This is a genomic window from Psychrobacter maritimus (assembly GCF_904846345.1).
GTDB lineage: Bacteria > Pseudomonadota > Gammaproteobacteria > Pseudomonadales > Moraxellaceae > Psychrobacter > Psychrobacter maritimus.
This window is the reverse complement of sequence record NZ_CAJHAJ010000015.1, coordinates 1-21,291: the sequence shown is the minus strand read 5'-3', so window position 1 is coordinate 21,291 and position 21,291 is coordinate 1. Positions and strand designations below refer to the sequence as shown.

Sequence of the window (21,291 nt, the reverse complement as noted above, 5' to 3'; positions counted from 1 at the left end):
GCTTTACCTTTAGGTTTAAAATTAAGGAAAAAGATACGAAACCTCTTAGCACCGTAAGAGATCCTCATGCTATAGATTGGATAAATGGTGTTACAGATGAAGAGATTAAAGGTATGACTCCAGCGCAAGCAGATAAGTATGCGGAACTACTGCACCAAGAACCATCAATCGTAGGCAACTGGTCGGATTGTGATAGCTACTTTAAGGCTAAAATGAAGCTGAAAAAGCAACTACAAGAGCCTAGGTATGTTAGAGAGTACATGTCTCATTTGCTGAATTGCAGTGATCCTTTCAACCCTAAACTCATAGGATTACAAAAATGATTAATTATTTCGAAAAGTTAACGAAGGAACAAGAAGCGCTTCGGTCAATATTGATAGATTTTTTCCCACATTTACCTATCCCATTTTATCCATATGTTATTTATAAATATGAAAAGGATGAACTGGTAAGCTTTTGCAGGTTTTTCAATGACTGGTGGTCACTGCATCAGATGTTTTATCCAAAGGATCCAAATGATGAAGGTTTCTTTCATAATATGGTAGATAAAAAGTATGCGGATTACAGCATTGCAATGGATATTGGTTTTCTACAACAGCAGTCAAACGTCATATCTGATGCTGATTTATTGGATGAATGTATTGATGAATTTTGGGATAAATTTAGAAGTAAATAAGAATTAAGCTTCAAATAGTCAAAATGATGAGTATTATTAGCAGCAATCCTATCAAACAAAACAATAAGGCTACCTATGAGTTTAGACTATCAGCATATCCGTGAGCAGCTACACCGTATTATCCATGACTATAAAGACGCTGAAGGGTATGAGAGAGGTCAAAGTCAGAACTTTTGGACGCAGATATTTAATGCTTATGGTGTATCTGGTCAAGTACAGCTTAAAGCATTTGAGCATCGTCTAAAAGACGATAAATCTCAAAAATATGTTGATGCCTTTATTCCTAAACTGGTCATGATTGAACAAAAAAGCCGTGGTCTTGATCTCAACAAAGCCTATAACCAAGTCAGCAAATATTATGAACGCCTAAGCGCAGCAGATAAGCCAAGATATATCGTGTTATCTAACTTCGATGAGCTATGGCTGTTCGATATTGAAAACCCTTTAAATATCAAAGAATATAAGTGTCCACTTGCTGATCTCCCTAAAAATGCTGAATGGTTGGACTTCTTAGCACCAAATGCGGCAATGGCTGAGATCGTTGAAGAAAACCCGATTAACCGCCAGGCAACTGAAATGGTTGCTAAGCTACATCAAGCTTTTATCTCCGATGGGGTCAATGCCGATGAATTGGCACTATTCTTAACTCGTTTGATCTTTTGTTTCTTTGCCGATGACACCGGCATCTTTGGGCAAAAAAACCTGTTAGATGGGTTGCTCAAAAACGAGGCAAGAAGTGACGGTAGCAATCTCAATGAAGTATTTACCACGCTGTTTGATACTCTAAATACTAGGGATCGCTCTAGTCGTTTACCTGAAAGCTATGCTGCCTTTGCTTATATCAACGGTGATCTGTTCTCTCAGTCAATCCGTATCCCTTATTTTGATGAAAACCTATATAACCTAGTCGTTCAGTGCAATAACCTTGATTGGAGCGAGATTAGCCCTGCTATCTTTGGCTCAATGTTCCAAAGCGTACTCGATATAGATGACACAGCCGACAGCGACGATAAGCGTCGTGAGTTTGGTGCTCATTACACCAGTGAAAAAAATATCTTAAAGGTGATTAACTCACTATTCTTGCAAGACCTACGTGATGAGTTCTCAAAATGCGCTAAAGATAAGCCAAGAGCGTTAAAGCTCTATGAAAAACTCCCTACATTAAAATTCTTTGATCCTGCTTGTGGCTGTGGCAACTTTCTAATCATTGCTTACCGTGAGTTGCGACTGTTAGAAAATCAGCTGATCGCACAGATTTACGGTGATCAAAGAGGTTTGCTTGATATTAGTAGTATGTGCGAGGTTACCGTTGAGCAGTTCTACGGCATCGAGATTGAACCTCACGCCGCTCATATCGCAAGGGTAGCCATGTGGATCACTGATCATCAGTTGAACCAAGCCACTGCGGAGCGTTTTGGTACGACACGCCCTACAACGCCCATTGTGTACAGCCCACACATCACAGAGGGTAATGCACTACAAATTGACTGGGAGGACGTTCTAGCAGCCAATGAGTGCGATTTTGTGATGGGTAACCCTCCTTTTGTTGGTACGAAATATCAATCTAAAGATCAAAAAGTAGATATGCTGCGAGTAGCAAAAGGATTAAAAGGATATAAATCTCTTGATTATGTAGCTGGATGGTATATCAAAGCTATGCACTACATGAAGTCTGTTACCAAAACAGCCCATCATATAGAAACAGCGTTTGTATCCACTAACTCGATTGTCCAAGGTGGACAAGTAGCGATACTTTGGAAGTACATAATTGAGGAGCTTGGCGGTCATATTAATTTTGCTCACCATACATTTAAGTGGAAAAATGAAGGTAAAGGTGTAGCAGCTGTCCACTGTATTATAGTGAGCTACTCAACACGTGAAAGTAAGCAAAAAATAATCTTTAGCTATGATGATGTTTCAGGTGAGCCAGAACCCAATAAAGCAAAAAATATTAATGGATACTTACTTGATACTCCAACAATCTTTTTTGATAAAGTAACTCAGCAAATTTCTAATGAATTGACTATGTTTAAGGGTTGTCAGCCTAATGATGGCGGTAACTTACTGCTATCTAATGATGAGTATGAAGAACTTATACAGCAAGAGCCTATTGCTAGTAAATATATGAGACCTTATATGATGGGGTACGAGTTTTTAAACAACATTAAACGTTGGTGTTTATGGTTTGATAATGTAGACCCAAAACAATTAAATAACGACCTTAAACTCATGCCGAGAGTTAACCAAAGAATTGAGAATGTTAAAAACTTACGCTTAGCAAGCACAAAAGAACCAACCGTAAGAAAGGCTAAAACCCCACATTTATTTGATGAAACAAGATATTCAAAAGGTGATTACATAGCTCTGCCAGTGGTATCTTCAGAAAACAGAAAATACATACCAACGGGCTTCTTAGATAAAAATATAATCGCAGGAAATAAATTATTTGTGGTGGCAAATGCAAACATTTACCACTTTGGTATTTTAACAAGTAGTATGCACAACGCTTTTATGCGATTAACTGCTGGACGCATGAAAAGCGATTACAGTTATTCTAATACTATCGTTTATAACAATTTTCCATATCCCTTTGATGCTGAGGATGAAGATAGTATGACGATAAAAGCCAAAGATGCTATTGGATCAGCTGCTCAAGCAGTTTTAGACGCTCGTAAGTACTACCAAGACGGTAGCGAGGATGCTATAACGCTCGCTATTCTTTATAACACTTACATGATTGACCCTTACCCAGAGTTAACCAAAGCCCATGACGCGCTCAATAAAGCGGTAGATAAAGCTTATGGCTACAAGGGTAAGGGCGACGATGCTAGTCGTGTAGAGTTTTTACTTAAACGCATAGCAGACATGTAAATACACAGCCTAAAAATTCTATTAAGCTCCTGACATTTAAAAGTTAGGAGCTTAAAATCTTTAGTGGGCAAAATCAGCTAAATTAACAGTAAATGTTGGGATAACCCTAAACTGGTCAGAAGTTTCAAATAAAAAGCAGATATCTGTTTTATACTTTTCTGCTATTTTTTTAGCTACATCTAGGGCTTCGGAAAAGTCCTCAAATCTTAATCCCAAATCTGGTATTTTTGCATAAGCTATATTTGTTTGATCAGGCGTATCTTCAAATTTAGCTAAAAACTCATCAGATTCTACGATATTTATAATATAGCCTAGAAACTCACTATCATCAGGAAGATCAAATTCTTTGTAGATTTCTTCAATAGGTCTTTCGCTAATATTAAGCTGTTCTAACCTTCTTTTCTTAGCTTCTGCTTCACGCTGTTCTTTAGTACCTCTACTCTTTGCTTGTCCCATACGATCACCTCTTGAGTAAAATATGAAATATTAGTCATTAGTATACTCATGGCAAACTAAAGAATAAAAGTGTTTAGTTAAAGCACTTATCAGTCCAAACTATTGTATGCTTTTAATCCTGCTTTATCGACCAATCTTTGAGCATTGCCAACTTTGTTAGGTGCTGCCACCTCTCTTAATATCAATAACGATTCTAGCACTATCGGCATCAAAGCCTTGACCATATCGTTCTGATTTGATGTAGTTTCCACTGCCTTTGATCCTTCGTCGTCCGACTGCAATAAATGTAAAATCTCACTAATATCTCCTTTCATAAACTGAAGGTCTTCAAGAAAGTTATTGGTATCTGACTCCAATTTTTTCTTCAAGTAGACGCCAGGAGATTGCCCTGCCTCTGCGGCTATCGCTTCTAGTTTTAGGTAGACTTCAGGCTTTAATCGGAATGACACGGTAGGAGTGTACATAATTATCCTTGTTTGCAAATTGTAGACAGTAATATATCATAAAAATCAGTTACTTAAATTCGTTTTGTTTGCACTTTGCATGCAGAAAAAAGCGTCTTAAATCAGGTAAGTTGCTGATTTAAGACGCTTTTTTTCATCCCGATAGGGTGCGTAAGGTGTAGTCATTAAATTGGATAATTTAATGACCAAAAAGCAGGTAGAAAAATCGGTTATTTTCTACCTGTCGTAAGCCTTTTTGGCTAAAAAGGCTTATAAGAGCGTTACGTTAGTAAATCGTTAGTAAAAAGTTAGCAAATCGTTAGCTAGATATGAGTAAATTATGAGCAATTACTGTATGATTGATTAAAAGTTAGCAAATCGTTAGCAAAAGGGTAGTAAATCGTTAGTTAAATATGAGCAATTTATGAGCGTCTTTATAATTGAGATAATTGACTTCAGGAATAGATGGAGATAGGAATTTATGGCTAAGAGAACAAAGTTTTCCAAATTTCGTGATCTTTATGAGTTGATCGAAGAGCTGGCTGTTTCATATACCTATGAAGGTGTGGTTGAGATATTAGCTGAGCGCCATGACCTCATTCTAACGACTGGCACACTGACCAATTATCTTTACCGCTATAGAAAAGAATCAAAGGAATTGTCTGTCGCTACAGATAATTCTAGCAGTGATATTGAGATTAAGCCCGAGGTTAAAAAACAAATTTTTGTTGATTTGTATTCTAATGACCTAATCCAAGACAGTAATACAGAACCTAGTGATGAGTCCTATATACAGCCTACGCGTGAAGAATTAGATACGGCTATGAAGAGATTTGAAGCGAAGCTGGCAAATAAAAGAAATAGATCTCTTCTTGATAGTTAAGTTATTGATAGTAAATAAATAAAAATTTCATAAAGGGACATTTTCCTAGTGTAAAAAGGAGTAATTCATGAGTATTGAAGGCATATCAGTAGCAAGTAACCATTTTATGATGTTTGAAGAGGCGCAACGAGAATACTACCGTCAAATGGGGCGTCTTAACACCTTTGGTTTAGAAAACGAAGCCCATAGCGATAGCATACGTAAAAAGATGTTTGAGCTAAAAGATGAGGAACGTTTGCTAAGAGAATGTAGCGCGAGCGAACTCTACGTCATACAAAAACAGCTAGAACAGAAAATTGATGTTTTTCTGCGTGGATTGGATGGGTAGCGCGTTACTATCACTATTCATGAAAGTCTAAAACGCTAAAATTATTGAATTAGCATTACTTATCGCTTATATTAAAGGTACATGAATAAGCGATAAGTAATGCTATGAGCACAACCAATTATAATATCCGTCTGGATCAAGAATTAAAAGACAAGGCATTTTCGGTGCTTGAGGGCTATGGTTTAACGCCTTCGCAAGCGATTAAGTTATTTTTGCATCAGGTAGCAGAGACCAATAGCATACCGCTGTCTTTTGATTATCAGACAATGCCTAGCACCAATACGCTTGAAGACGGTGATCAATGATTGAATTTGAGTGGGATGAACTGAAAAATAGCAGTAATCAACGCAAACATGGCTTATCCTTTGAAGAAGCAGCTCGTGTTTTCCTTGATCCACTCTGTTTGCGTCAACAAGACCGATATGAGAATGGTGAAGAACGGTGGCAAGCGCTTGGTGCGGTGAATGGGGTGGCGGTATTACTGGTCGCTCATACTCAAAGAGATGTAGATGGTGGTGAGATTATTCGTATCATATCAGCGCGACCTGCCACTAAGGTTGAAAGGAGGTTTTATGAACAGGGTTAGCTATAAAGCAAATGAGTTACCGTCTTTAAGCGCTGAGCAAGAAGCGAACTTACAACGATTGGCAATGCTTTCAGATGAGGATATTGATCTGTCTGATATGCCTGAAGTGACGGACTGGTCGGGTGCGACCCGTGGTAGTGTGGTGCCAGATGATCCTATGGTCGGTGCCAGTATCGTGAGTCCTAGTATCATTGCAAGATTCCAGGATAAGGCAAAAAAGACCGGCGGAAACTACCAAGATATGATTAACGATGCGCTAGAAGAGTATTTGTTAGATCATTAGTCGATAAGCTTACAACGTTTAAAATTCCCACCACCTTTTTTTCTTCTCAACCGTAGATACGGTTGAGTCGTCTGTTTTTTCTTTCTCTTGTTCAAGTAGCGGCTCATAGCCCATTTCAGATTTTTTAAACTCTAGCAGTCTCACCTGAGCAAAATCCTGAATACTGGCATTGGCTTTATCCAGCGTTTTGTTCAATTGTGCTATCTGCTGCTGATAGTTCTCTATCAACTTTTTTTGATCGCTCACCTGTTGGCTGAGATGTTCATTCTTGAGCTTTTCAAGTGCTAGTAGGTGTTCAATGTCTGTATTGTACTGAACACTTTGACTGTTCAGAGGTGTACTTTGAACAGTGTCCGCTGAACGTTCAGTACGTTTTTTAGAAATTGGCTCACCAAACACGCGCAACATTTCTGAAACGTCTATTTTTTTATCTGCTGTTCTGGAGAGCTTTCCATTATCGACTTTCTGATAGATTGTCGTTCTTGATACACCCCACTCTTTTGCTGCTTTCGTCACCGATATGTTCATTGTTCACCTAGTGTTCAAGTACGTTTTTAGAACCTGTACAGTGCAACTGTCCAGAACGTTCAGTGAACAACTATGGCATTAACTTGGCTACAAGGCAAATTGAGAGTATCTCTCAACTTAATAACTGTCTGATTAAAGATGATTTAAATATGTACCTTTGTCTTTATAGGTAAAGAAAGCTAGGTTATAGATTTTATATTCCAATATAGAGATTGACTCAGATATCATAATTCTGATAAATTGTCTATATTGAAATGAGGACTGATAATTCACCTTATTGCAATATAGTAAATATCGTAGCTCTTTCATGGAAAGACACCCCATTAGTCCTTTAAGATAAGAGGTGAATCATGAATAATGACAAAGAGTTGTCAATTTACGAACTTGGGATAATTAAAACCTCTCTGAGAGAACGATTGATAACGGTAGAAGAAGTTAGAGACTATCGTGTGACCGAAGAAGACAAAGAGAGAGTAAACAAGGATGTAGATGCTTTCAAGCTACAGTTGATGGAAATTAAAGACAAAATTGAAGTAATGATTTCAAGTCAACTGGATGAAACTAGCCAATAGACAGTAATAAACACTTTATCGTCGGTTTTTCATCTCTTAGACCTTTACGCTTAATGACAGACGTTAGTTATCTCTCAACACACTGGCCGCTAAACCAATTTTATATGAACGATTGCAGTGGGTTATATTCTAAAAAGAATATTAGGCTGTTAATTATGGATGATAAAAAATTTCTCTTACAATCATTATGGATAATCGGTCTAATTCTGTTATTAGCAATTCTTCTTTCGATTAGGTTCGCCAAAATGTTGTAATGTTGATAATTGATGTATTTTTTTTGATAAGTATTGATGTGGGGTAATAAACTGTTACACAGAATGTGGGACAGGTTCTTTTTAAGGTCAAATTAGTTAGTCATTGCTTATTCTCCAGTTAGTGAACTATAAGCATTTATATAGAATCTGGGATGATTTACCAACATCAGTTGTAGTCAAAAGAACCACCGTTTTTTCTTCTTAGCCGTCGCGACGATTGAATCATCTTTTTTTTCTTGCTCTTGTTCAAGTGGCGGCTCATAGCTCATTTCAGCCTGCTTAAACTCTAGCAGTCTCACTTGTGCGAAATCTTGAATACTGGCATTGGCTTTATCCAGCGTTTTGTTCAACTGTCCTATCTGTTGCTGATAATTTTCAATTAACTTCTTTTGATCACTTACCTGTTGGCTAAGATGTTCGTTCTTGAGCTTTTCAAGGGCTAATAGGTGTTTAATGTCCGTATTGTACTGAACACTGTGATTGTTCACAGGTGTACTTTGGACAGAGTCCTCTGAACGTTCAGTACGTTTTTTAGAAATTGGCTCACCAAACACGCGCAACATTTCTGATACGTCTATTTTCTTATCTGCTGTTCTGGAAAGCTCACCATCATTGACTTTCTGATAGATCGTTGTTCTTGATACGCCCTATTCTTTTGCCGCTTTCGTCACCGATATTTTCATTGTTCACCTAGTGTTCAAGTACGTTTTTAGAACCTGTACAGTGCAACTGTCCAGAACGTTCAGTGAACAACTATGGCACTAAACTAGCTATGAGGCAAACCATGAATAATTCGATATAAAAATGAGAGTTTTAAATAAGTAGCGTTTATTTTATTGAACAAATATAGGGTAGTATTACTACTTGTAGAAATTTTTTTGTCTTATTCTGAGTATTAAAAAGAGTTTGGTTATGAAGAAAGCCGTTTTAGGCATGATGTTATCTCTCTTTGCTTTATCTTCTCGGGCAGCAGTTACAGTCACTGATAATCCATTTTATAGTGATGTTGAGGTAGAGCATCCGTTGTTTGCTAAAGGTGCTGGCAGCTCTCAATGCAAAGGCTTACCGCGCACTTGTGGGCAGATGGTGAGCTGTGAACAAGCTAAACAAGCACTCAAATGTGGAAATACCAAGCTAGACCGTGATAAGGACGGCGTACCATGCGAATCAATATGTCCAGGTGGTTAATTGTAGTAGCGTCTATCGTTATGATTGGGTGCAGCTCAGGAAATACAGAAGATGATCTGTATGGTTCAGGCTATATCGTAGTGAGTGAGCAGACATGGAGTAAAGATTACACAACACCTTATCCGTTTACGGTGCCTGAGGGTGAAATTGCGTGTGCCTTAAATCCTTCCTTTGGCCGTGAGGTGTTTTTTCATCCTAAGGGTTACACCGATGAATCTTATATTGGTACACCGCTTAATAAATCAGCGGTAGATGGCTTAAAGCTAGGCCGTTTGACTCCAAACGTGCCTTATAACGTCAAGGAAGGGGCTGATCTTAATGAGGCCGTACAGATTGGGTTGAAGGTCTGCTATGAACAAGAGGATAAGCTTGCGAATTATTAAGTTCAGTTTCCCATGCGGGTATCATCATAATTGATTAAATTATTCATATACAAAGTAATAATACTGAATAGGTTCGCTCAGTGTACTTTTTGATGATATTTCAAAGAGTCATTTGCAATAACGGATAGATAAAGTATAAAGTATATATTAACAATAAAAAATGATGCGGGGTCGGTTATGAGCAATAAGGAATTTGTTCTACGAGCTTTAGGAATGAGCGGTTTAATCCTCGTCTTAACTACTATAGTCGTGACTAGGTTTTTCTAATTGACTGTAGTAATCCTTAATGGGCTTACTTTCGATAAGTCGCTCTACCTGTCCAAGAACTCTCTAAAAAAGCCATCTAGTAGATGGCTTTTTCTGTCTAAAATCATTTGTCATGACGCCCATTATATGATTTAACGAAAGGGCTTTTTTATACCCTCTCAGAATGTTAAGTCTCAGGAAATTTCGGGGTGGTTTAGTAAGAGCGTTTCCCAACTCTGACACTAGAACCAATTTTATAGTCTTTTTCAATTGAAGACTTTTTTATGACTAACAGTCTGGTCCGAATCATAACTTATACCGTCATAACAAATTGGTAGACTTAATAATAGCTCAGCAATACTTTAAACATTCGTTGTACAGACAGTCCAAATGTGTATCTCTATATTAGATATGTCAGCTTGAAGCTTAATAACTGCTGATAGCCTATTCATTAATAAAAAAAATAAAATATGGATGAGCTTGGTCTTGGTATAGATGCGTTGATTTAAAAACTCATAAATGGAAAAGGAAAATCATAATGAGCAATCAAGATGTGAACGAACAAAGTATGGATGAGCAGTACAAAAACAATCAAAAAATGGATGATAATGATATGAACAATCAAACCCTAAAAGGCGAATGGAACCAACTCAAAGGTTCAGTAAAACAAAAATGGGGAGATTTAACAGATGACGATCTCACTCATATCGAAGGTGACCGTGACAAGCTGGTTGGGCGTGTCCAAGAGCGTTATGGTCATTCAAAAGAAGATGCTGAACGTGATGTAGATGAGTGGCGTACACAAAACAAATATTGATTATGGTGTGTCTAATAATTATACCCTAAAAATGTAAAAAGCCCGTGACTATGGTCATGGGCTTTTTTAGTCAATTCTGCTAATTATGTAAGTAAAGATGAGACGCTTAATAAGTACGGTTTCTTAGTTAAACTTGAACATATAGCTGTGAGCTATTGATGTTAATATTTAATGGATTGCGCGCTTTCTCATACTTACTTACTGCACTCCATCTGCTGGTGTTTGATCTAAGTTCGAGTTATTTTCATTAACAGTAACCGTATCATCCGTCTTTTGGTCATTTTCTACACTCCCATTACTAGAATAGTATGCTGTACCACCTGCACCTTCTACCTCCTCTGTAGGAGCAGGGGTTTGATCGTCAGCCTCGGTCGCTGTTTGCACAGGTGTCATTTCGCTAGATTCTGTATTAGGAGCCGGCTCTTCTGTCTCACTGCTGCAAGCGCTGAGACCAAAGAAACTCACCAAAAATACTATCCATAGTTTATTTTGAAGCGATTTAATAGGTACTGATGTTTTCATTTTAATATCCTTATCATAGTTTCTAGCAACAAAAAACATAGAGGATGGGCTAAAGCCCTAAATAATAAGATTTTAAATTAGTCAGTATGGCGATTTACAACCTCTATAATACTCTTACAAATAAGACTATTGATGCTGCGTAGCTTTTGCTCAGGGGCGCCTTGACAGATACTGCGAAAATCATACAGCTCATCTTTATAACCAATGCAATAAAAAAACGTACCGACAGGCTTATCCTTAGTTTCAGAGCCTCCAGACGTTAATAGTCCTGTACAAGCCACATATAAGTCGGCTTCAAACATGGTCTTAGACTTATTAACCAGTTCTTGGGTGACTTCTAAGGATTCAGGTGTACACTCAGCAATTAATTGGCTCGATATATTTAACACGTTCTTTTTTATCGCAACGTCATAGCATACCAAGCCGCCCATTAATATATCGCCTGAATAAGGACTCATAGAAAAGCGATGTGCTAGATAGCCCGCGGTCGCGCTTTCAATGAAGACTATAGTCAATTGCTTATCTGCCAACAACTTAGCACAGCTATCAGTCACAACGCCCTCCATATTAGCATTAGAACAATCAAGACTATTACAGTACGATCCTATTTAAGATTCAATTCATGTAGTGATGAATTTACGTAACAGTATTTTTTAATTAAGCCTACTTATAGCGAGCCACTCAAGCTCTTTTCTTGGTTCGGTACCCTAGTGAGGACTATAACCTTAGGCTGTAGGCTAATGATATCGATATATTGAGTTATTTAGGTAATCGCAGTGTACTTCGTTGTGTACATCCAGTGAGCTTTTGGATCATTATTTTTATTTACCATAAGCGCTGTTATGGGAATAGTCGCTTAGATAACAATATTGACTATTCCTGGAGCACATCAGCAGTTTGCTTAACAAAAGCTTTTTTAATAATGACACTAGGATGCGTCTTCAATTAAACGATAATTATATTAATGTGTTGAAAATAGCTAAATCTATAGGCTTTATCAATAATTCACATTAATAGTAACTATATCAGAGTAGGTATCAGGCTTGAAGTCAGCGCTAGGAACAGTAGCGTAGACGCTTTTGTTTTGTGCGGTACCAGTTCCAGTGCCCGTTACTCCATTTCCCAAGTTTGTAGAGGTAGCAGTATTCCCCCATGGCGTTCCACTAAGACCAGGGGTAGAACGCAGTTGATAAGAAACCAAATCTGAGTTACCACCGCTTCCTTTCATAACACCCGCCCCATCTTTATTACCATTGGAAGGCGCCAAGCCGATATTGTATACCGTACCATTTGTACAAGTTAGATTAATAGGGTTAGTACCTTTGCTCTCAATATTATTAGCACTGGATGGCGTATTACCAAAATCTATATTACTTTTGGAATTAATCAAGCATTTGGTAGGAGCATTGGCTTGAACATAGAATGTATTCATACGTTGATTGGGTGTAACTCCAGGACCTGATCCTGATGATGAGGCGCAATTACCATTTATACCCGCTACAGACGTCACAAGTGTATCGTTAATATTAAAGTTGAGTTTATAACCTCCAGCGCTCTTTCCGCTCTGGTTTGGAGGGATAGCTGCATAAATTGTTAGCGTATTTGCTTGTGTAGCACCAGCTACCACTGTAACGTTGATACTAGCGGGTACTGGAGTTGATCCGTTTGCCGTAGACCCCCAAATATTACTATATCCGCTATCTTTGTAAAGCTGAAAAGGGAGATTTGTAGAGTCACCCGGTGATATCTTTGGTAGCAGTGGCAGCGCCCGCGGATTGATTCCTGCACTACCAATGTTTAAGCAGAGTGTCAGGGACTGTGGGGCATCTCCTGTATTTATGCAGGAGTAACTCACTGTACCTGTCGTTGTGAAAGTATTATTAGTGAGGAGGTCAATAGGACCAAATTCGATATTGCTTATGGATGCTGAACATGTGACGATTGGCGCTGCCTGCACTGTTCCCGTCATTAACCACAATGCAATCACCATAAAAAATGGGCTATATCGCCACTGAAACATTTTTATTTTCATTGTTGTACCTTCTGGCAGATCAGGGGACCAATGAGTGGAATCTCATCACCCTGCTTTTGATAGTCAAAACTGACAGTGCAGATGTCACTAGAGGGATTCATTATCTCGAGCACATTATGCTCATCAAGTGTATCCAGATATACCTCCCCATCAAAACCAATGATAGTCGGTGGCACCGCCGTGTTAGTGAGCTGGCGTACCTGACTGCCAAGCGGCAGCGGTTCGTTATCACTGTCTACTAGGACAACCGATGCTGAGCGCACCGGCGTGATAACAAAGTTTACTAAGGTACCAGCACGGTCAGTTGGAGTGGACTCAATACTCACCTTGTCAATCCGCAAGTCAGCGGGCAAACCCATAGGATTGATGCCAATTTTATTGCTTTGGTAAGCATTCAGTGGCGACACCAGCAACAAGCCACGACTATTGGTAGTACCGATTGGACTGTTTTGTAAGAGTACGGGCACATTAGCGATACCGTCAGTAGAGACTACGGCAAAACCACTGTTGATTTGGCGGGTTGGAAACAACCCTCCACCCATCATGACGAGTGAGCCTGTGCCACTGGCATAGCTAGCGTAACTGTCATCATTGACGCTGACACCCGCTTGTACTCGGCCATAGCGACCAAGGTAACTTAATTCTGCCAATCCATCGTTACTGTCACTTCTACTGGAATTACTATCTAAGCTATTGTCTATAATGTGTCTTGCTTGCGCGCGCCAGTTTATGCCGCCTGAATTTGGTGCTGAATGTGAAATATCAGCCACAAATACCTCACGCTCGTCTGTGTGCTGAATACTGCTATTCATTGAAACATTACGATCTAAAGAGAATGAAGCGCCGATAGAAGCACTGCTATTAGCAGAGTCATTGAGGTCTTGATTAAGACTAGCGCTCAAGCTTAGACGTTGGCCAAAGGACTTACTCCAATAAGCACTGGCGAACTGTGTGGTTTCCTGATCAGTAAGTGACACTTGGTTATAGCTCATGCCAAAACTACCTAAAGATTGAGTACTATAACCTGACGATATCTGCTCACTGTGGCGAACGGGTACAGATCCGTACTGACTACCTACATCACGGTAAGCCCCTTTCGTGCCTGTGGCACTGGCACCGATATTAAAGTGACTGTTACTCCATGAGTAGCTTGTGCTGTATTGGGCGCCATTTTGCCCTTGACTCTCACTGCCGGCTAACGAGGCAAATAAGATACCACCTGCACGACCTAATAACCACGTACCACCGACTCCGGCATTACTCAAATCTTTGGTTGCTTCGACATGGGTTTCTGCGGTAAAGCGGTTACTCACCCCATAACGCCATGTACCGCTAGCAGCAATGCTATTACCGTAATCAAAGGACTTGTTACCATAATTTTCGCGCACCGCACCCAACTCTACTGACCAGTCGGAAAGCCCTGGCTGTAGCAAGCGATGGGTGTCATATAAAGAGAACTCAAGCGTAGTGCTCTGCCCTAGTGCATCGGTAACTACCAACTGAGCATTGCCTGCGCCACTGAAACTAGGAGCCGTCTGTAGCTCAAATGGTCCGGTTGGTACGTCACCACTATATTGCTTAAGTCCATTCACATACAGCTCTACTGCTGAGGGCAAAGTTGCGGAACCAAAAAATGAAGGCAATGGAGTGGTTGCCATATAAGGCTGTAAGTCAAAATTAGTCCCAAGTTGTAGACCACCTAAGCGCGTAGAGCGCGTCCATGACAGCGCGCCTGTGAGAATGTCACCAGCACGAACCGTCAGCAGCTTATTAGGGAATGATTTGCTCCAGCTGGTATCCAAACGCACGGTGCGTCCGTCCCAATCTTTGTCATTATTGCTGCTATCCCCATTGCTGCCAGCAGAGTGAGTGGCTGTGGTCAATGCTGTAGAGCTTAGTACACCGAGAGTATTAAACGCACGCAGTTCTGTAAAAGCACTTAGGTTTTTAGCACTATTCTGGCTTTGGTTACCATAAATATTATAGTTTAATAACATGCCTGGCGATGCAGTGGGTTGCGGACGCTGATTACTGTGTGTATTGCGTATGGTCGTGTCTAGGTTGAGTAAATTTAAAGGTGCGATAAGGCTCAGCGTTTGCCGCCGTGTATTATAGTCAATCTTGAGATTAGGCAGGCTATTTAACGGTATGGGTTCGGTGCTATCAGGCGGTACAATAAAGCCAAGCTGTTGCAACACATCAGCGTTGGTCCAAAGTTGGTCTTTGCGATAAATAAAATGTACCAAACCAGAGCTGGTTTGATTAAGAGTGACATCCAGATACAGATCGAGGTCAGCTTCAGTGTTGTCACTGCCTAAGTTGAGCTGAGCCTGCCTAATATTATCAATGATTGTAGAGGTAATATCTTTAGAGACAATCTCATTTGGTTCAATAGCGTGGCTGACCGATACCGTTATATAGGGCAGTAAAACTGCTTTAGCGAGTGGAATTGTCCAGTGTGACGTCCTGTGTCGTCTGAATTCCATTGATCGTTACCTTGAATTTACCGGTTATTGTCCCTGTCGGAAGGGCGGATGGCGGTATTTTCAGTGTCCAGTTCATAGTGGTATCTGGTAAAACATAACCCAGTAAACCTTGATGTATATTAACGCTATTGCCCGCAGCATCTACAACGCTCAGGTCAATCAACTTAGCATGACCATTACCGCTATTGCCGATACTTAGTTTTATCTGCTTACTATCTGGTAGTAAACTATAACGCCATTGTAATTGTGGAGCAGTTTTAACAATACCAACGGGCTGCACAAATACCGGTAAAGAATAGCTTAACGCAAATTGCAAGCCTGTCTTTTGGATAGCAGACTTAATAGGTAACTCATTAACAAAAATTCGATAGCTATCTTCCACCGCTCCAGCACCTTGTGGCGGAGCCTTAGCCCGGATAATTCGAACCAGTTGTTTGTCACCGGGGTTGAGCTTAATCATTGGCGGACTGGCCAATAATCCTCGTGAGGGTGTGAGTTGATCGCCTGTTTCATCCTGTGACCACTGATAAATGCGCACTTGCGCACTTATCGCTTCGTCACTTGAGTTACTAAGGGTCAGGCCACTGGCGTTTTCTCTAGCTTGTAAGCTTAAGGAGGTGGGAGAGACCTGTAGACCACTCGCCATTGCTCCACTACCAAATAATAATAAGCTAGAGACAACACCAAGTTTCGCAACACGGGGTAACCAAAGACTAAACATAGAAACTAATAGGCTACAGAAATATTAATAGTATCTGAGTAAGGACCAGGCGTAACGTCGGCTGCGTCAGTTACTGTGAGAAATATAGAAGTAGAGATGGCGGTAGCATAATTTTCGAATGCTGCGGTCTTAACTGGAGTAGTAGTACCCCAAGCGTCACCAGCAGCTGAGACAGAAGTCAATTTATATGCAACCAATTCTTCTCCTAATAATCCACCTTTTAAGTTACCAGTTCCGTCGAGGCTAGTAGTTGATGCAGGTGTCAGACCGATAGTAGCAATAGAACCTTTAGAGCAGTTTAATATAAGTGCAGTTTCTGCTGTTACAGCTTCAGTCGCTGTACCTGCTTCAGTTGCGGCGAGTAGCACATCTACAGGAGGTGCATTTACAGTACATATTGATTCAACTTCCATACTAACGCCAAAACTACTCGAGGTAGGGCTAGCAGCATTCGCACTAGACATAGCAGCAAAGCCACCAATAGTAACTAATGTAGCGGTCATTAAAGATTTTGTAAATTGCATAGTAAAGCTCCAGGGGTTAGTGTTTTTATCATTAGAAGCTCAATACTTAGATAAATACTGAATTTCACCGTGCTATAAAGCTGAAATTACATATTTTGGCAATCTAGAGCCCACTGGAATAATGTACCTGATTGAGAATCACAATTCATATATATAGCTATAACAAGATATACACAAAATGAAATTACTTTCCAAAAATTGTATATATATTGTAACACATTCTGTGTACATGTGAACACTAAAATTCCGGTTAAATCGCAAGTCCGTTAGTTAATTGAAAGTTAGTCAAACTAAAGGTTTAACAGAGAGGTTTTTTTATCTTTTCTATTTTTAATAGGCAGTTAAATTTTAATGCTCAATAAATATAAATAGGTTTGTAATATGCCACAATATCTTTTGAGTATACCCCAAGGGAACCAGCTATTTCACCACTCAAACGTATTAACAGACCACTTAAAACAGACTGGTATAATGGAACCACTTATAACAGACTATTTTAGGTGTTTATGTTTATCAGAGCGTATCTACGAGCGTCTACCAAAGAACAGGACGCTAAACGTGCCAAAAGCGAACTCATAGCATTTGCCAACGATCATGGCCACAAGATTGCTGCCTTCTATGTCGAAAACGAATCAGGAGCTACCTTGGTGCGACCCAAGCTTATGCAACTGATTGAAGATGCTCATAAGGGCGATGTTATCTTAGTTGAACAAATTGATCGCTTGGCACGTTTGAACCAAGCTGATTGGGATACTCTCAAAAGAATGTTATCAGAGAAAAAGCTCTCTATCGTATCAAAAGAGCTGCCGACGTCCTATATGGCGCTTCAATCTGAAAGCAGCACTGAATTTATGAGCAGTGTATTGCAGGCCATCAACTCGATGATGCTGGATATGCTCGCAGCCATTGCTCGAAAAGATTATGAGGATCGCCGTAACCGTCAGATGCAAGGTATTGCTCGTGCCAAAGCAGAAGGTAAGTATTCAGGACGTAGGAGAGATACGGAGAAGCGTAAGATTATCGCTAGTCTGCTCAAATCAGGTCATAGCTATTCTGAGATACAAGGTATGACCAAGTGCTCACGGCATCTGATTGCTGATGTGGCCAAGGAAAGACCGGAACTTATCATTGCTCATTAAGTGGTTCCACTACGGCAGTCTACTATGAGTAGTCTATTAATGGATTAATGAGCCTTTTTAGATGGTTCCGCTGGGATATACCTACTGGAATCTTGAGCTAGAACCTAAAGATTTAAGTCCTCACAAGGATACCATATCTACCTAGTAAGCTTATAAACGCTAATATTCAAGATATAGCTATCTTATGGTCTTCAAAAATTTCTTCTACAATCATATATACATTTGTATAAGGATTTGTAATTCCTCTACTCTCCATTTGCTTTGCATTGCTAATTGCTGTTGCAAGATTTTGATGTAAGATTGAAAGGTCATTTTCATTTTTAGCGTATTTTTTAAGGAGCTTAGTCGCTTCAGACTTAACTTGTTGACTTGCAGTTTTTGAGCCTTTCTTGTTAAAAGGCTTACTGGATTGCATAAAGTGCAGTAGATACCATACTTCAAAGCAAGGGTCAGATAGAATAGCCTCGAAATTCTTTTTCTGTCTTATGCTTTCCACAGCTGCTTGATAAGTATGATGTTGATCTTTGTCAAAGACACAATAAACCTTATCATACTCTACTTCGCCTTTAAGTTTGCTAACTCTGTATAGCTCCACTGCTGTTGAATATACAGACATAGGAGCTGATCCACACTTACCTATTATCTGAACATTAGCTGCATTAATCTTATATTTATGTATCAGACTTTTAAAATAATTAGGCTCAGTGACTTCGCCTTCACACACAATTAGTATGTTCTTGTATTGTCTAAGAAGTTTTGACTTGCGAGATAAACTATTTTTGGGCTGCCTCTTTGACATTATTGTTCCGCTTTTAAAAAATTAGATTGGGAGTCAATGAATGGAACAGCTCCAAACAAACCTTTCAAGTACTGAGCTTCATAGCTTTCACTGCGGTCCTTCCTCACGCTAAAATCATGTAAAGAGTAGATACGCGAAGCATAACTCTCATCCTTTTCAACAAACCAAATCTGGTCACGGCGAAAAAGATCTTTTTTCATTAAGTGTGTATCGTGAGTAGTAAAGATTAACTGAGCGTTTGTTTTATTAGCATCATTATCATGAAATTTTTCAATAAGGAATCTAACTAATTTAGGATGTAGATGATTATGTAATTCATCCAAAACCAAAATACTCCCTTCGCTTAAGGTGTCAATAATAGGTCCTGCAAGAGAAAATATTTTTTTAGTGCCCTCTGACTCTTCCTCAAAATCAATTACCTTATTTTGTCCATCAATCTCTCTAACAGACTGAAGGTCAATTATTCCACCTTCTTTAAAATCTTTGATTATTTGTGATTTTATTTCTTCAGGAATTCCAACAGGGAACGAGAGTTTATCGACGTCTATTTCTTCTTTCTTAACCAGGAAATCGTCAATACCAATATCGGCATATTTAAGAAAATCCAGTATCTGTTTTTTATATGTACTTTCACTGCAGATAGATTTGGTATAACCCTCACCAAAATGGGAGCTGGTATCTGTTGTGATATGCAATTTTTGATCAAACCAGTCATATATTGGTTTTAATTGCTCGCTATTTAGGTTAACTGCATTAGATAAGAATAAGACATTAGGTCTCGTATTGCTCTCCCAATCGCTTTTATTCCCCTTGAATAAGCTACTGAAAGTGTAATCATATCCATTTTTCTTACTTTGATCATATTTCCGATAAAACCATTCTTGAACACGACCTTTAGGGTAAGCATGTAGCCATTCTTCGATAATATGTTCTTTATCAAAGATTAAGCCGTAGTCATATCTAATAAGCTTCTGATTGTCAGAATTTTTAGCAGTTTCAGATGTTTCTACATGATTAGCTGCACTAGCAATGATTGAAATACTGATTTCAATTGGTAAATCCTTTGATTCTCTATCAAAACTAAACAGATCAGTAGGTATTTTTTGATTAGGTTTGAGATTAGTAGAGTTAATAACTAAGGACTTCATATATTTTAAAGCTTTGATTAAATTAGATTTTCCCGATGAGTTGGCACCGTAAATAACACTTGTCCTCAATAGATCAGGTGTCTTAGGAACGTGAGGATTGAAAGTATTTGTTGATAGAAGTTCCTCGCCTTGAGATTTAACCATGGTAAAAGTAGCTTGGTCTCTGAACGAACGATAGTTCTTCACTGTAAATTCAATGAGCATATAGGGACTCTATTATATTTTGCAAGGCTTTTTTGGCATAATTAACCAAAAAACTATTTTAAAATATCATATAACAGTTCTTTGCTTGTGTATATGTTTAATTCTAACTATGACTTTTTTAGAAAAAAACTACCTTAATCCTATTTTAATGTTTTTAATAGTTTTTAATAGTTTTTAAAAGCTTTTAGGCTCGCTACAGAGCTTACCAGTAAAGGATTTTGGGGCTTATAAAGCTACCTTTTACGACCCATAAAGCTACCTTTTACGACCCATAAAGCTACCTTTTACGACCCATAAAGCTACCTTTTACGACCTTATAGGTACTTTTAGGTTACCGTTGTAGCGATATGTATTTAATGTTATGGTTATGCTTAATTTATACATTGTTCAATTACAGGCAAGGCAGCCATGACCAAAAAACAAATAGTTTCTAAAGATAATGATTTGATGGGCGCAAGTTATAGCTTAGGAGTGGCAGAGCAGCGGCTTATATTTCTAGCAATCATTGAAGCAAGGGAGCAAAACAAGCTGATTGATGTAGGTAAGCCTTTGCGCCTTTACGCTAAAAGCTATGAGCAGCAATTCAGTGTAGAGAAACATACTGCATACGAAGCCATGAAACGTGCAGTTAATGGATTGTATGAAGCAGGATTTAGTTACGACAAGATAGAAGAGGCGAGCGGTAAGAACATACATTATAAAAGCCGTTGGGTAGAGAAGATTGCTTATGCTGATGAATTGGGCTGTGTTGAGCTAACTTTTGCGAGTGATGTTATACCGCTGATAACACGTCTTGATAGCTGCTATACCGAATATGAGTTAAGGCAGGTAAGTAGCTTGCAAAGCGAATATGCCATTAGACTATATGAATTAATGATACGTTGGCGCTCAGTTGGCAAAACCAATAAGATAATGATTGGTGATTTACGCTCGATGCTAGGGGTTGAGTCTAGTAAATATAAACAGATGAATAACTTTAAAGCAAAAGTATTAGACCATGCTATAAAGCAGATTAATGATCATACGGACATTACAGCCACGTATGAGCAGCATAAGCAAGGGCGTCAGATTGCAGGCTTTACCTTTAGGTTTAAAATTAAGGAAAAAGATACGAAACCTCTTAGCACCGTAAGAGATCCTCATGCTATAGATTGGATAAATGGTGTTACAGATGAAGAGATTAAAGGTATGACTCCAGCGCA

Annotated in this window: 26 protein-coding genes; 14 read left to right on the top strand and 12 right to left on the bottom strand. The window is 39.0% G+C overall.

Annotated elements, in window-relative coordinates:
- From JMX50_RS12850 to JMX50_RS12840, 3 genes are all read left to right on the top strand, one after another.
- A partial coding sequence (locus JMX50_RS12850) for a hypothetical protein (RefSeq protein WP_201629990.1) occupies positions 1-323 on the top strand: 323 nt, incomplete at its 5' end.
- Positions 320-676 carry a hypothetical protein gene (locus JMX50_RS12845; RefSeq protein ID WP_201629989.1) on the top strand — a complete coding sequence of 119 codons (357 nt, stop codon included), beginning with the start codon at positions 320-322 and terminating at the stop codon, positions 674-676. The genes JMX50_RS12850 and JMX50_RS12845, both read left to right, overlap by 4 nt.
- Before the next feature lie 75 nt (positions 677-751).
- Positions 752-3,547, top strand: coding sequence for a class I SAM-dependent DNA methyltransferase (locus JMX50_RS12840; RefSeq protein WP_201629988.1), 2,796 nt, complete (start codon positions 752-754; stop codon positions 3,545-3,547).
- A gap of 60 nt (positions 3,548-3,607) precedes the next feature.
- Here JMX50_RS12840 and JMX50_RS12835 read toward each other — a convergent pair whose 3' ends face one another.
- Positions 3,608-4,003, bottom strand: a complete 396-nt coding sequence (locus tag JMX50_RS12835) for a hypothetical protein (RefSeq protein ID WP_201629987.1) — start codon at positions 4,001-4,003, stop codon at positions 3,608-3,610.
- An 89-nt stretch (positions 4,004-4,092) separates the two neighbouring features.
- A complete protein-coding gene (locus JMX50_RS12830; protein ID WP_201629986.1) occupies positions 4,093-4,467 on the bottom strand; it encodes a hypothetical protein in 375 nt (124 codons plus the stop codon).
- Between the two features lie 460 nt (positions 4,468-4,927).
- Between JMX50_RS12830 and JMX50_RS12825 the strand changes: the two genes are divergently transcribed.
- From JMX50_RS12825 to JMX50_RS12805, 5 genes are all read left to right on the top strand, one after another.
- Positions 4,928-5,329, top strand: coding sequence for a hypothetical protein (locus JMX50_RS12825; RefSeq protein ID WP_201629985.1), 402 nt, complete (start codon positions 4,928-4,930; stop codon positions 5,327-5,329).
- A gap of 67 nt (positions 5,330-5,396) precedes the next feature.
- Positions 5,397-5,657 carry a hypothetical protein gene (locus JMX50_RS12820; RefSeq protein WP_201629981.1) on the top strand — a complete coding sequence of 87 codons (261 nt, stop codon included), beginning with the start codon at positions 5,397-5,399 and terminating at the stop codon, positions 5,655-5,657.
- 104 nt (positions 5,658-5,761) lie between these two features.
- Complete coding sequence (locus JMX50_RS12815; protein WP_011512369.1) at positions 5,762-5,962, top strand: type II toxin-antitoxin system RelB/DinJ family antitoxin; 201 nt, start codon at positions 5,762-5,764, stop codon at positions 5,960-5,962.
- Complete coding sequence (locus JMX50_RS12810) at positions 5,959-6,243, top strand: BrnT family toxin (protein ID WP_227671072.1); 285 nt, start codon at positions 5,959-5,961, stop codon at positions 6,241-6,243. The genes JMX50_RS12815 and JMX50_RS12810 overlap by 4 nt, the downstream gene beginning before the upstream one ends.
- Positions 6,230-6,526 carry a hypothetical protein gene (locus JMX50_RS12805; protein WP_201629980.1) on the top strand — a complete coding sequence of 99 codons (297 nt, stop codon included), beginning with the start codon at positions 6,230-6,232 and terminating at the stop codon, positions 6,524-6,526. Before JMX50_RS12810 ends, JMX50_RS12805 begins: the two co-directional genes overlap by 14 nt.
- 18 nt (positions 6,527-6,544) lie before the next feature.
- Here JMX50_RS12805 and JMX50_RS12800 read toward each other — a convergent pair whose 3' ends face one another.
- Positions 6,545-7,054 carry a hypothetical protein gene (locus JMX50_RS12800; protein WP_201629979.1) on the bottom strand — a complete coding sequence of 170 codons (510 nt, stop codon included), beginning with the start codon at positions 7,052-7,054 and terminating at the stop codon, positions 6,545-6,547.
- Positions 7,055-7,404: 350 nt separating this feature from the next.
- Here JMX50_RS12800 and JMX50_RS12795 point away from each other — a divergent pair, with 350 nt between their 5' ends.
- Complete coding sequence (locus tag JMX50_RS12795) at positions 7,405-7,626, top strand: hypothetical protein (protein WP_201629978.1); 222 nt, start codon at positions 7,405-7,407, stop codon at positions 7,624-7,626.
- A gap of 430 nt (positions 7,627-8,056) precedes the next feature.
- On the opposite strand, the gene JMX50_RS12790 is transcribed toward JMX50_RS12795, so the two are convergent.
- Positions 8,057-8,443: a hypothetical protein gene (locus tag JMX50_RS12790; RefSeq protein ID WP_227671071.1), complete on the bottom strand. Its 387-nt coding sequence runs from the start codon at positions 8,441-8,443 to the stop codon at positions 8,057-8,059.
- 349 nt (positions 8,444-8,792) lie between these two features.
- Here JMX50_RS12790 and JMX50_RS12785 point away from each other — a divergent pair, with 349 nt between their 5' ends.
- From JMX50_RS12785 to JMX50_RS12775, 3 genes are all read left to right on the top strand, one after another.
- The gene (locus JMX50_RS12785) at positions 8,793-9,068 is read left to right on the top strand and encodes an excalibur calcium-binding domain-containing protein (RefSeq protein ID WP_201629977.1); all 276 of its coding nucleotides are present in this window, start codon (positions 8,793-8,795) and stop codon (positions 9,066-9,068) included.
- Between the two features lie 20 nt (positions 9,069-9,088).
- The gene (locus tag JMX50_RS12780) at positions 9,089-9,451 is read left to right on the top strand and encodes a hypothetical protein (protein ID WP_227671070.1); all 363 of its coding nucleotides are present in this window, start codon (positions 9,089-9,091) and stop codon (positions 9,449-9,451) included.
- A 784-nt stretch (positions 9,452-10,235) separates the two neighbouring features.
- Positions 10,236-10,514 (top strand): CsbD family protein, encoded by a 279-nt coding sequence (locus JMX50_RS12775; RefSeq protein ID WP_413786841.1) that lies wholly within the window; start codon positions 10,236-10,238, stop codon positions 10,512-10,514.
- A 198-nt stretch (positions 10,515-10,712) separates the two neighbouring features.
- Here the strand turns inward: JMX50_RS12775 and JMX50_RS12770 are convergent, their stop codons facing one another.
- The 6 genes from JMX50_RS12770 to JMX50_RS12745 all read right to left on the bottom strand — a co-directional run bounded on the left by JMX50_RS12770 (position 10,713) and on the right by JMX50_RS12745 (position 16,799).
- The gene (locus tag JMX50_RS12770; RefSeq protein ID WP_227671069.1) at positions 10,713-10,979 is read right to left on the bottom strand and encodes a hypothetical protein; all 267 of its coding nucleotides are present in this window, start codon (positions 10,977-10,979) and stop codon (positions 10,713-10,715) included.
- Between the two features lie 134 nt (positions 10,980-11,113).
- Positions 11,114-11,590, bottom strand: coding sequence for a CinA family protein (locus JMX50_RS12765; protein WP_227522865.1), 477 nt, complete (start codon positions 11,588-11,590; stop codon positions 11,114-11,116).
- A 443-nt stretch (positions 11,591-12,033) separates the two neighbouring features.
- Positions 12,034-13,068, bottom strand: coding sequence for a spore coat protein U domain-containing protein (locus tag JMX50_RS12760; protein WP_201629973.1), 1,035 nt, complete (start codon positions 13,066-13,068; stop codon positions 12,034-12,036).
- Positions 13,065-15,554: a fimbria/pilus outer membrane usher protein gene (locus JMX50_RS12755; protein ID WP_201629971.1), complete on the bottom strand. Its 2,490-nt coding sequence runs from the start codon at positions 15,552-15,554 to the stop codon at positions 13,065-13,067. Before JMX50_RS12755 ends, JMX50_RS12760 begins: the two co-directional genes overlap by 4 nt.
- On the bottom strand, positions 15,505-16,200 hold the full coding sequence (locus JMX50_RS12750; protein WP_227671068.1) for a molecular chaperone: 696 nt from the start codon (positions 16,198-16,200) through the stop codon (positions 15,505-15,507). The genes JMX50_RS12755 and JMX50_RS12750 overlap by 50 nt, the downstream gene beginning before the upstream one ends.
- A gap of 80 nt (positions 16,201-16,280) precedes the next feature.
- Entirely contained in the window at positions 16,281-16,799 is a 519-nt protein-coding gene (locus JMX50_RS12745) for a spore coat protein U domain-containing protein (protein ID WP_201629962.1), read from the bottom strand.
- 506 nt (positions 16,800-17,305) lie between these two features.
- Between JMX50_RS12745 and JMX50_RS12740 the strand changes: the two genes are divergently transcribed.
- Positions 17,306-17,938, top strand: a complete 633-nt coding sequence (locus JMX50_RS12740; RefSeq protein ID WP_201629955.1) for a recombinase family protein — start codon at positions 17,306-17,308, stop codon at positions 17,936-17,938.
- A gap of 166 nt (positions 17,939-18,104) precedes the next feature.
- Here JMX50_RS12740 and JMX50_RS12735 read toward each other — a convergent pair whose 3' ends face one another.
- Positions 18,105-18,737: an RloB family protein gene (locus JMX50_RS12735; protein WP_201629953.1), complete on the bottom strand. Its 633-nt coding sequence runs from the start codon at positions 18,735-18,737 to the stop codon at positions 18,105-18,107.
- The gene (locus tag JMX50_RS12730; protein ID WP_201629951.1) at positions 18,737-20,089 is read right to left on the bottom strand and encodes an AAA family ATPase; all 1,353 of its coding nucleotides are present in this window, start codon (positions 20,087-20,089) and stop codon (positions 18,737-18,739) included. Before JMX50_RS12730 ends, JMX50_RS12735 begins: the two co-directional genes overlap by 1 nt.
- Positions 20,090-20,497: 408 nt before the next feature.
- Between JMX50_RS12730 and repM the strand changes: the two genes are divergently transcribed.
- Positions 20,498-21,291, top strand: a 794-nt coding sequence (gene repM / locus JMX50_RS12725; protein ID WP_201629949.1) for a replication initiation protein RepM, incomplete at its 3' end; no start/stop codon positions are given.

Bases quoted from the DNA above. Each gene is read 5' to 3' on its own strand.
- JMX50_RS12845 (WP_201629989.1), top strand. From the start codon at position 320: ATGATTAATTATTTCGAAAAGTTAACGAAGGAACAAGAAGCGCTTCGG.
- JMX50_RS12840 (WP_201629988.1), top strand. From the start codon at position 752: ATGAGTTTAGACTATCAGCATATCCGTGAGCAGCTACACCGTATTATC.
- JMX50_RS12835 (WP_201629987.1), bottom strand. From the start codon at position 4,003: ATGGGACAAGCAAAGAGTAGAGGTACTAAAGAACAGCGTGAAGCAGAA.
- JMX50_RS12830 (WP_201629986.1), bottom strand. From the start codon at position 4,467: ATGTACACTCCTACCGTGTCATTCCGATTAAAGCCTGAAGTCTACCTA.
- JMX50_RS12825 (WP_201629985.1), top strand. From the start codon at position 4,928: ATGGCTAAGAGAACAAAGTTTTCCAAATTTCGTGATCTTTATGAGTTG.
- JMX50_RS12820 (WP_201629981.1), top strand. From the start codon at position 5,397: ATGAGTATTGAAGGCATATCAGTAGCAAGTAACCATTTTATGATGTTT.
- JMX50_RS12815 (WP_011512369.1), top strand. From the start codon at position 5,762: ATGAGCACAACCAATTATAATATCCGTCTGGATCAAGAATTAAAAGAC.
- JMX50_RS12810 (WP_227671072.1), top strand. From the start codon at position 5,959: ATGATTGAATTTGAGTGGGATGAACTGAAAAATAGCAGTAATCAACGC.
- JMX50_RS12805 (WP_201629980.1), top strand. From the start codon at position 6,230: ATGAACAGGGTTAGCTATAAAGCAAATGAGTTACCGTCTTTAAGCGCT.
- JMX50_RS12800 (WP_201629979.1), bottom strand. From the start codon at position 7,054: ATGAACATATCGGTGACGAAAGCAGCAAAAGAGTGGGGTGTATCAAGA.
- JMX50_RS12795 (WP_201629978.1), top strand. From the start codon at position 7,405: ATGAATAATGACAAAGAGTTGTCAATTTACGAACTTGGGATAATTAAA.
- JMX50_RS12790 (WP_227671071.1), bottom strand. From the start codon at position 8,443: ATGTTGCGCGTGTTTGGTGAGCCAATTTCTAAAAAACGTACTGAACGT.
- JMX50_RS12785 (WP_201629977.1), top strand. From the start codon at position 8,793: ATGAAGAAAGCCGTTTTAGGCATGATGTTATCTCTCTTTGCTTTATCT.
- JMX50_RS12780 (WP_227671070.1), top strand. From the start codon at position 9,089: ATGATTGGGTGCAGCTCAGGAAATACAGAAGATGATCTGTATGGTTCA.
- JMX50_RS12775 (WP_413786841.1), top strand. From the start codon at position 10,236: ATGAGCAATCAAGATGTGAACGAACAAAGTATGGATGAGCAGTACAAA.
- JMX50_RS12760 (WP_201629973.1), bottom strand. From the start codon at position 13,068: ATGAAAATAAAAATGTTTCAGTGGCGATATAGCCCATTTTTTATGGTG.
- JMX50_RS12755 (WP_201629971.1), bottom strand. From the start codon at position 15,554: ATGGAATTCAGACGACACAGGACGTCACACTGGACAATTCCACTCGCT.
- JMX50_RS12750 (WP_227671068.1), bottom strand. From the start codon at position 16,200: ATGGCGAGTGGTCTACAGGTCTCTCCCACCTCCTTAAGCTTACAAGCT.
- JMX50_RS12745 (WP_201629962.1), bottom strand. From the start codon at position 16,799: ATGCAATTTACAAAATCTTTAATGACCGCTACATTAGTTACTATTGGT.
- JMX50_RS12740 (WP_201629955.1), top strand. From the start codon at position 17,306: ATGTTTATCAGAGCGTATCTACGAGCGTCTACCAAAGAACAGGACGCT.
- JMX50_RS12735 (WP_201629953.1), bottom strand. From the start codon at position 18,737: ATGTCAAAGAGGCAGCCCAAAAATAGTTTATCTCGCAAGTCAAAACTT.
- JMX50_RS12730 (WP_201629951.1), bottom strand. From the start codon at position 20,089: ATGCTCATTGAATTTACAGTGAAGAACTATCGTTCGTTCAGAGACCAA.